8 protein-coding genes are annotated in these 7496 nt (G+C 73.1%); 6 read left to right on the forward strand and 2 right to left on the reverse strand.

The window, feature by feature from the left end; genetic code table 11:
* Nucleotides 1–631, reverse strand: a 631-nt coding sequence (locus tag HW445_RS13080; RefSeq protein ID WP_308799019.1) for a MerR family transcriptional regulator, incomplete at its 3' end; no start/stop codon positions are given.
* Between the two features lie 158 nt (nucleotides 632–789).
* Here HW445_RS13080 and HW445_RS13085 point away from each other — a divergent pair.
* The 4 genes from HW445_RS13085 to HW445_RS13100 all read left to right on the forward strand — a co-directional run bounded on the left by HW445_RS13085 (nucleotide 790) and on the right by HW445_RS13100 (nucleotide 4496).
* Nucleotides 790–2334 (forward strand): NAD(P)/FAD-dependent oxidoreductase, encoded by a 1545-nt coding sequence (locus HW445_RS13085; RefSeq protein WP_180221193.1) that lies wholly within the window; start codon nucleotides 790–792, stop codon nucleotides 2332–2334.
* Nucleotides 2331–3320, forward strand: coding sequence for an alpha/beta fold hydrolase (locus HW445_RS13090; protein ID WP_180221194.1), 990 nt, complete (start codon nucleotides 2331–2333; stop codon nucleotides 3318–3320). Before HW445_RS13085 ends, HW445_RS13090 begins: the two co-directional genes overlap by 4 nt.
* Entirely contained in the window at nucleotides 3317–4204 is an 888-nt protein-coding gene (locus tag HW445_RS13095; RefSeq protein ID WP_180221195.1) for an SDR family oxidoreductase, read from the forward strand. The genes HW445_RS13090 and HW445_RS13095 overlap by 4 nt, the downstream gene beginning before the upstream one ends.
* A gap of 103 nt (nucleotides 4205–4307) precedes the next feature.
* A complete protein-coding gene (locus tag HW445_RS13100) occupies nucleotides 4308–4496 on the forward strand; it encodes a hypothetical protein (RefSeq protein WP_180221196.1) in 189 nt (62 codons plus the stop codon).
* A gap of 89 nt (nucleotides 4497–4585) precedes the next feature.
* Here HW445_RS13100 and HW445_RS13105 read toward each other — a convergent pair whose 3' ends face one another.
* A complete protein-coding gene (locus tag HW445_RS13105) occupies nucleotides 4586–5389 on the reverse strand; it encodes an exodeoxyribonuclease III (RefSeq protein ID WP_180221197.1) in 804 nt (267 codons plus the stop codon).
* 75 nt (nucleotides 5390–5464) lie between these two features.
* Between HW445_RS13105 and HW445_RS13110 the strand changes: the two genes are divergently transcribed.
* Both HW445_RS13110 and HW445_RS13115 read left to right on the forward strand, forming a co-directional pair.
* Nucleotides 5465–5941: a GNAT family N-acetyltransferase gene (locus tag HW445_RS13110; RefSeq protein WP_180221198.1), complete on the forward strand. Its 477-nt coding sequence runs from the start codon at nucleotides 5465–5467 to the stop codon at nucleotides 5939–5941.
* A gap of 280 nt (nucleotides 5942–6221) precedes the next feature.
* Nucleotides 6222–7496 (forward strand): FG-GAP-like repeat-containing protein (locus HW445_RS13115; protein WP_180221199.1); only part of this gene is annotated, 1275 nt, incomplete at its 3' end.

A 7496-nucleotide genomic window follows, 5' to 3' on the forward strand; every position in this document is an offset into this window, starting at 1 on the left:
TACACTCTGTCCCGACACGACGCCTTCCGATCTGCGCCTCCTCCGCCGGGGCGTGCGCGCCGACCAGCTCCGCGAAGAGGTCCGCGACCGCGTCGGCGTGCTCCCGCACCCGCCGCCCCGCCTCCAGCACCGCCCCCAGCGGGATGCCCGCCCGCACCAGGGCCGACGACGCGTCCAGCAGGTTCCGGCTGATGTGCACGAACTCCTCGCCGTCCACGGCGACGTAGCCGAGCTCCATCGCCGCGACCAGGTTCTCCGGCGACACCTCGCCGGCGAACCGTTCCGCCAGCTCCTCCGGGGTGAGCCGCACCGGGGTCTCCTCGGTGGGGGCGACCCCCAGGAGTTCCCCCACCCCCCGCCCGTGCTCGAACGCCTCGGCCAGCTCGGCGATGCCGGTCAGCGTGTGACCCCGCTCCAGCAGCGCCGCGATGGTCCGCAGCCGGGCCAGGTGCCGGTCGTCGTACCAGGCGATCCGGCCCTCCCGCCGCGGCGGCGCCAGCAGCCTGCGCTCCCGGTAGAAGCGGAGCGTGCGCGTGGTGATGCCGGCCAGCCGCGCCAGTTCCTCCGCGCGGTACTCCCGCCGCCTGCCGTCGCCGTCCTCGTGTGCCACCGTCGCCGCCTCGTCCGTCACGCCGATCACCCTAGGCCGTACCACCGGTAACTTTCCTCCGCGCGACCCCTACCCATCGGTACGCACCTGCCCTACGCTCCGAACATTGCCAGTGAACACTGGCAACGTTCGTCGGACCCAGGCAACACTCAGCCAGACAGAGCGCAGGAGGCGGCGGGATGGCCGACTACGAGCACGAGCACGTACGGGTGGCGGTGATCGGGGCCGGATTCGGCGGCCTGGGCGCCGCGGTGCGGCTACGCCGCGAGGGCGTCACCGACTTCGTGGTCCTGGAACGCGCCTCCGCCATCGGCGGCACCTGGCGCGACAACAGCTACCCCGGGTGCGCGTGCGACGTCCCGTCGCACCTGTACTCGTTCTCGTTCGCCCCCAACCCGGACTGGCCGCGCGCCTTCTCCGGGCAGCAGCACATCAACGCCTACCTGGAGAAGGTCGCCGACACCTTCGGCCTGCGCCCGCACATCCGCTTCGACTCCGAGGTCGAGCGCATGACCTGGGACAAGCGGGAGCTGCACTGGGTGATCGAGACCAAGGACGGCGCGACCCTGACCGCGGACGTGGTGGTCAACGCGACCGGCCCGCTCTCCGACCCCAAGCTGCCCGACGTCCCCGGGATCGACTCGTTCCCCGGCAAGATCTTCCACTCCGCGCGCTGGGACCACGACTACGACCTCACCGGCAAGCGCGTCGCGATGGTCGGCACCGGCGCCTCGGCCATCCAGATCGTGCCCGCGATCCAGCCGAAGGCCGGCCGGCTGACCGTCCTCCAGCGCACACCGCCGTGGGTGATGCCCCGCGCCGACCGGGCGATCGGCGGACTCGAGCGCGGCATCCACCGTGCCGTCCCGCTCACCACCAAGCTCCGCCGCGGCGTCCTGTGGGGCATCCGCGAGCTCCAGGTGCAGGCGTTCACCAAGCACCCCGACATGCTCGGCGTCGTCGAGAAGCTCGCCAAGGCCAACATGGCCAAGGCGGTCAAGGACCCGGAGCTGCGCCGCAAGCTGACCCCGGACTACCGGATCGGCTGCAAGCGCATCCTGCTCTCCAACACCTACTACCCGGCGCTGGCGCAGCCGAATGTGGACGTGGTGGCGAGCGGCCTGGCCGAGATCAGGGGCTCCACCGTGGTGGCCGCCGACGGCACCGAGGCCGAGGTCGACGCGATCGTCTTCGGCACCGGCTTCCACGTCACCGACATGCCGATCGCCGAGCGGGCGGTGGGCGCGGACGGGCGGACCCTGGCGGAGACCTGGAAGGACGGCATGGCGGGCCTGCGCGGCACCACCACGGCCGGCTTCCCCAACTTCCTGCTGGTCATCGGCCCCAACACCGGCCTCGGCAACTCCTCGATGATCCTGATGATCGAGTCCCAGCTGAACTATCTCGCCGACTACCTGCGGCAGTTGGACACCCTCGGCGGCCGCGCCGCGCTGGACGTGCGGCCCGAGGCGCAGGAGGCCTGGACCGCGCGGGTGCAGGAGCGGATGAAGCGCACCGTGTGGAACACCGGCGGCTGCACCAGCTGGTACCTGGACGCGAACGGCCGCAACACCACCGTATGGCCCGGCACCACCGCCGAGTTCCGCAAGGCCACCCGCCGGGTCGACCTGCTGGAGTACGGCGTGGTCCGCCCCGAACCCGCCCCCGCCCTGGCCGGCGGCAGCGCGGAAGCCGGTACCGCCCCCGTGGAGGCCGCCGCATGAGCAACCCCCTGGACCACATCAGGACGCTGGGCCGCCACCAGCCGCCCCCGCCCACCCGCGAGCTGACCGCCGTCTCCGCGGACGGCGCCGGGATCGCCGTCGAGGTGCACGGCCCGCAGGACGCGCCCGCCGTGGTGCTGGCGCACGGCTGGACCTGCTCCGTCGCCTTCTGGGCGGCGCAGATACGCGCCCTGTCGGACCGGTTCCGCGTCATCGCCTACGACCAGCGCGGCCACGGCGGCAGCCCGCTGCACGCGCCGGTCGGCACCGGGAAGCTCGCCGACGACCTGGAGGCGGTGCTCGCCGCCACCCTCGCCCCCGGCGAGAAGGCGGTGATCGCCGGCCACTCCATGGGCGGCATGACCATCATGGCGGCGGCCGGCCGCCCCGGCTTCCGCGAGCACGCGGCGGCCGCCCTGCTCTGCTCCACCGGAGCCCACACCCTGGTGCCGGAGTCCACGGTGCTGCCGATCGGGCGGGGCGCGGTCCGCACCTGGATCACCGGGCAGATCCTCAGCTCCCCGCTGCCGATCGGCGGCCGCCCGAGCGGGATCAGCCGCAGGGCCGTCAAGTACGGCACCATGGGCCCGGATTCCACCCCGCAGATGGTGGAGGCCTGCGCGCGGGTGATCCACGCCTGTCCCACCAGGACGCGCCGGGCCTGGTCCTTCGTCCTCTCGTCGCTCGAACTCAGCGAGGGCGTGCGGCAGTTGGACGTCCCCACCGAGGTGATCGTGGGCACCGCGGACCGGCTGACACCGCCGGTGCACGCCCGCGACCTCGCCGGGGAACTGCCCGACTGCCGGGGCCTGACCGAACTGCCCGGCATCGGCCACATGACCCCCGTGGAGGCCCCGGACGTGGTCACCGACCGCATCACGTCCCTCGCCGCCGCCCACCTCACCCCCGGCACCACGGCCGGCGGGACGAACGAGACGCCCGACAAGCCCGGCGAGCCCGGCAGGACGAAGGAGAGCGCCACATGAGCAAGGTCAACCTGGAAGGGCGGGTCGCCGTCGTCACCGGTGCCGCGCGGGGTGTCGGCGAACTGCTGGCCCGCAAGCTGTCGGTGCGCGGCGTGAAGGTCGCGCTGGTGGGCCTGGAGCCGGAGCGGCTCAAGGAGGTCTCGTCCCGCCTGTACGCCGAGAGCGACTGGTGGCACGCGGACGTCACCGACCAGGGCGCCATGGACCAGGTGGCCGCCGAGGTCAAGGAGCGGTTCGGGCGGATCGACATCGTGATCGCCAACGCGGGCGTCGCCACCGGCGGCCCGGTGGCCGGTTCCGACGCGGACGCCTGGCGCCGGGTCATCGAGGTCAACCTGATCGGCTCGGCGGTCACCGGGCGGGCGTTCCTGCCCGCGCTGCTGGAGACCCGCGGCTATCTGCTGCAGATCGCCTCGCTGGCCGCGCTCACCCCCGCCCCGATGATGTCGGCCTACTGCGCCTCCAAGTCCGGCGTCGAGGCGTACGCGCACTGCCTGCGCGGCGAGGTCGGCCACCGGGGCGTCGACGTGGGCGTCGGCTACCTGTCGTGGACCGACACCGACATGGTGCGCGGCGCCGACCAGGACGACGTGATGCGGGAACTGCGCAAGCGGCTGCCCTGGCCGACCAACAAGACCTATCCGCTCGGCCCCGCCGTGGACCGGCTGGTGGACGGCATCGAGCGGCGCTCCGCGCACATCTACGGCCAGTGGTGGCTGCGCGGCATGCAGTCCGTGCGCGGCGCGCTGCCGACGCTGATCGGCACGATCGGTCCGCGTGAGGTGCGTCGCTTCGACGACCGCCTGGGCGAGGTGCGGCCCGGTCTGGTGGGCGCCGGAGGCGCCGCCGACGAGCAGGAACGGACGTCCCACCACAGCGTGTGACGAGGGGGACATGACAGCCTGTGTTGATCGAAATGCGTTGCGTGCACGCCCGTGTCACGCTGGTCGAGCCCCGAACCCCTCACCACTCTTGGGAGTGAACAGCATGGGCATCAAGGACCAGTTCCAGGACAAGGCCGAGCGTCTCCAGCAGGAGGCCAACCAGCGTGCCGGTCAGCGCAGGGACGACGCGGGCGACCGCTCCCCGTCGCGCGACCGTTCGCCGCAGCACGAGGACGACCGCTCGCGTCGCCCGTCGTCGCAGGACGACGTCTACGACGACGACACGATCTGACGCAGGTCCTCCGGCACACGCGCGCAGCCTGATCCTGCACCGGGGCGCCCCCTTCGGGGGGCGCCCTTCGCATGCCCGCCGGCAGCCGCCTACAGGTCGTAGACCACGGTCACCGGCGCGTGGTCGGACCACCGCTCGGTGTGGGTGGCCGCCCGCTCGACGAAGCCCTCGACCGCCCGGTCCGCGAGGCCCTTGGTCGCCGCGTGGAGGTCGATGCGCCATCCGGAGTCGTTGTCGAAGGCCCGGCCCCGGTAGGACCACCACGAGTAGGGCCCCTCCGTGTCCGGGTGCAGGGCGCGGACCACGTCCACGTAGCCGCCGTCGCCCGGGGACAGGACGCGGGACAGCCACGCGCGCTCCTCCGGGAGGAAGCCGGAGTTCTTGCGGTTGGCCCGCCAGTTCCTGAGGTCCGCCTCCGCGGGGGCGATGTTCCAGTCCCCGCAGACCAGCACCTCCCGGCCGTCGGCGGCGGCCCGCTCGCGCAGGGACCTGAGGTACGGCAGGAACGCGTCCATGAACCGGTACTTCTCGTCCTGCCGCTCGGTCCCCACCTCACCGGAGGGCAGGTAGAGGCTGGCGACGGTGACGCCCGGCAGGTCGGCCTCCAGGTACCGCCCGCTGCCGTCGAACTCCTCCGACCCGAAGCCGGTCCGCACCGCGTCCGGCTCCCGGCGCGTGTACAGCGAGACCCCGGCCCTGCCCTTGGCGGCGGCGGGCGCGTGGGTGACGTGCCACCCCTCCGGCGCCCCGGCGGCCTGCGGCAGCTGCCCGGGCTCGGCCCGCACCTCCTGGAGGCACAGCACGTCGGCGGAGGTCTCCGCCAGCCACTCGACGAAGCCCTTCTTCGCGGCGGCACGGAGTCCATTGACATTGACGGAGGTCACGGTGAGCACCGGAGAACAATACCGGCACACTGGACGGGACCCGCCCGTCTGTTCCCTTCTTCGTGGAGACGTACGATCCCCGCCATGAACATCCGCACCGTCCCCTTCGACCACCCCGACGCCGTGAAGCTGAACGACGAGGTCCAGGCCGAGTACCAGCGCCGTTACGGAGACGGCGGTGACGCCACCGTCCTGCACCCCGACGACTTCCGGCCGCCGCAGGGGCTGTTCCTGATCGCCTACGACGAGCACGACCGCCCCGTCGCCACCGGGGGCTGGCGCACCCAGGACGAGAACGGCGAGGGCAACCGGGACGGCGACGCCGAGCTGAAGCGGATGTTCGTCATCGAGCAGTGCCGCGGGATGGGGCTGGCGCGGCGCATCCTCGGCATGCTGGAGGAGGACGCGCGGGCGGCGGGGCGGGTCCGGATGGTCCTGGAGACCGGTGACCAGCAGCCGGAGGCGGTCACCCTCTACGGCTCCTCCGGGTACGAGCGCTGCGAGAAGTTCGGGTACTACCGCACCTACGACTCCAGCATCTGCATGGCCAAGCCGCTGTGACCTCCCCGGCGGCGCCGGCCCCGCCCCTGGTCCTGACCTCGCCGCCGGAGCCGTCCCCGCCCCGGTCCTGACCCCGCGGGCGGGCCGGAGCCCGGGCCGAGGCCGCCGCGGATCCCGGCATCCGTACAACCCTCCCGTCACCTCAGGTGTCTTCAGTGCACCGCTTGGTGAAGGCGCACAGAAGCAAGCTCCCGGCGAACAGCGTCCCGGCGAACACGGACCGACGGGCCGCCCTTCACCCGGCACACCCGCGCGCCCGCGTGCCTCTGGAGGAGTCCCCATGCGCAAACGCCTCTTGCTGATGTCCGCCACGGTGCTGGCCTGTGGCCTCACCCCGCTCACCGCGACGAGCGCCCAGGCGGCGGCAGGCGTCCCGGGCGACATCGACAAGGACGGTTACCGGGACCTGGTCGTCTCCGCGCCCGACGCCACCGTCTCGGGCCGTGCCAAGGCCGGTGCGGTGGTCATCCTGTACGGAGGCCCGCAGGGCGTCGACGCCAAGCGGCGCACCGTACTGACGCAGGACTCCCCCGGCATCCCGGGTGCCGCCGAGGCCGGGGACCGCTTCGGCGCCTCCGTGGCCGTCCACGACCTGAACGCCGACGGGTACGGCGACCTGGTCGTCGGCTCCCCCGACGAGGAGGTCGCCGGGGACGTGGGCGGCGGGTCGGTCACGGTCGTCTGGGGCTCGGCGTCCGGCCCGGTGACGGCCAAGACGGTCAAGGACCCCTGGCGGTCCGAGCACGACGCGTTCGGCCGGACCGTGGCGGTGGGCACCTACGACTCGCTCAACCCCGTCAACGGCGGCAAGCTGTCGATCGCGATCGGCGCCAACGACGCGCAGGTCTGGTTCGCGCCGGCCGACCTGTCCGCGTCGTCCGGCACCAGCGGCACCGGCCTCGACTTCAATCCCGGCCACGGCATCGTCGCCCTCACCCCCGTGGACCTGCCCGGCACCGGCGACGACCGTCTCCTCGTCCACGGCCGCGGCGACGGGGACGGCGGCTGGGGTCACGACGGGTACGGCGACGACCCCCGCACCCGACTCGTCTCCCCCGGCGGGTCCCTGTACGCCACCCTGCCCGCGGGCACCAGTTCAGCCGTCGGCGACCTGAACGGCAACGGCTCCCCCGACCTCGTCGTCGGCAACCCCGAGGACCCCTCGCAGAGCCCCGGGACCGCGCTCGGCGGCCAGGTCACCGTCTACTTCGACGCCGGGTACGACGGCACCCCCGCCTCCGTCCTGACCCTCACCCAGGACACCCCCGGCGTGCCGGGCGCGGGTGAGCAGGGCGACCGCTTCGGCGCCTCGGTCGCCGTCGGCGACACCGACAAGGACGGCCGCGCGGACCTGGTGATCGGCACCCCCGGGGAGAACGCCTCGGCCGGCGCCGTCACCGTCGTCCGCGGGAGCGCCGACGGCCTGGACACCGCCCACGCCCGCAGCTGGCTCCAGAGCACCGCCGGCGTGCCGGGCAGCGCCGAACAGGGCGACGCCTTCGGCACGGCCGTCCAGCTCAGCGACGTCGACAAGGACGGTTACGCGGACCTGCTG

Source organism: Streptomyces sp. UH6 (genome assembly GCF_013421635.1).
Classification (GTDB): domain Bacteria; phylum Actinomycetota; class Actinomycetes; order Streptomycetales; family Streptomycetaceae; genus Streptomyces; species Streptomyces abyssomicinicus.